1 protein-coding gene is annotated in these 1,334 nt (G+C 39.6%); it reads left to right on the top strand.

What is annotated here, in order from left to right:
- Positions 1-1,241, top strand: a 1,241-nt coding sequence (locus F6K22_RS40940) for an AMP-binding protein (RefSeq protein WP_293110903.1), incomplete at its 5' end; no start/stop codon positions are given.
- Between the last annotated feature and the right edge of the window lie 93 nt (positions 1,242-1,334).

Raw genomic sequence — 1,334 nt, 5'->3', positions numbered from 1 at the left:
GAGCTTTTGAGTTCGTATCCTCTCTAGCAGAAACTTTAAAACAAAAAATCGATCGCTTTTCTGAAAGCGAAATAATTGATTTGAGGGAAGAGCAAGGAGTAAGCAGAACTTATGGTGAGCTTTGGCGACAGTCTACAACCTTACTCGGTTACTTACAAGAACAAGGTTTATCTCCTGGAGATTTTGTTATCATTCATGTTGAACATTGTTATGATTTTGTAGCAGCGGTTTGGAGTTGTTTTTTAGGTGGTTTCGTCGCTGTACCTGCGACAATTTATCCCAATAGTTCTAACACTACTGCTCAAAATGCTAAACTGCAACAAGTTTGGCAAGCGTTAGATAATCCTGTAATTTTGACCGCACAGAATCTGACAGAAACAATTAACAATATTCTCAAAGATTCTACCCCTAATCTACTAACTCTGGAAAAATCTCAAGAATTTGCTCCCAGTCAAAGTTTCCATTCTAACCAACCAGAAGATTTAGCTCTATTACTCGCTAGTTCGGGTACAACAGGTACTCCAAAACTGATTTCCTTCGATACTGTCACAGTTATTAGCCAATTTTTATCAGGAAATGAGAAATCTGAGTCGTCTTACTGTTCCTTGACTTGGGTTCCTTTTGATAACGCGTCAGGATTTGGTATCGTTAACCCGAAATCAGGAAAAACTCTTTATCTTCCCGCAGAACGCTTTTTCGGAAATCCTCTGCTTTGGTTAGATATTGTCGAGCAATACAAAGTGAATGGCAGCGTATTAACGAACTTTGCCATGACACAGATTATGGAGCAAATTCAGGAAGTTTCCCAACCTCGCTGGGATTTAAGCTCAATCGAAACCATTGGTTTAGGGGCGGAAAAAATTGTGCCTCAAACTTGCCGTTCTTTTTTACAGACATTACAACCATTGGGATTGGGTTCGGATGTGCTTAATGTTGGCTATGGTCTTTCTGAAACCGGAGTTGTTGCTAGTAACCGTGAGTGGATAGCAATGGGTTATAACCAGCGTGGCGAACAATTTGTGCAAATTGGTAAACCTTTACCTGGTTGTGGAATTCGTATTGTTGACGATCGGAATAATTTACTTAATGAGGGTGAGGTTGGTCGTATCCAAATTTGGGGTGTAAACAGAACTGGTGTCTATTACAATAATCCCACCTTGAATAGGACGCTTTTTACAGAAGATGATTGGTTGAATACTGGAGATTTAGGATTTCAGCTGACGTTGGAGAACCAGCAATAAAAACACCTAAGAAAAAGCCCAAAAATCAAGAATTAAGCAGTCAAGAAAAGATTCGATCGGGAAGAGCTTGCTAGTGAAAGGATTTTTGTAGAG

The organism is Okeania sp. SIO2F4 (genome assembly GCF_010672385.1).
Taxonomy (GTDB): domain Bacteria; phylum Cyanobacteriota; class Cyanobacteriia; order Cyanobacteriales; family Microcoleaceae; genus Trichodesmium.
The sequence above is the reverse complement of the archived record's forward strand: the minus strand, read 5'-3'. Positions and strand labels throughout refer to the sequence as shown.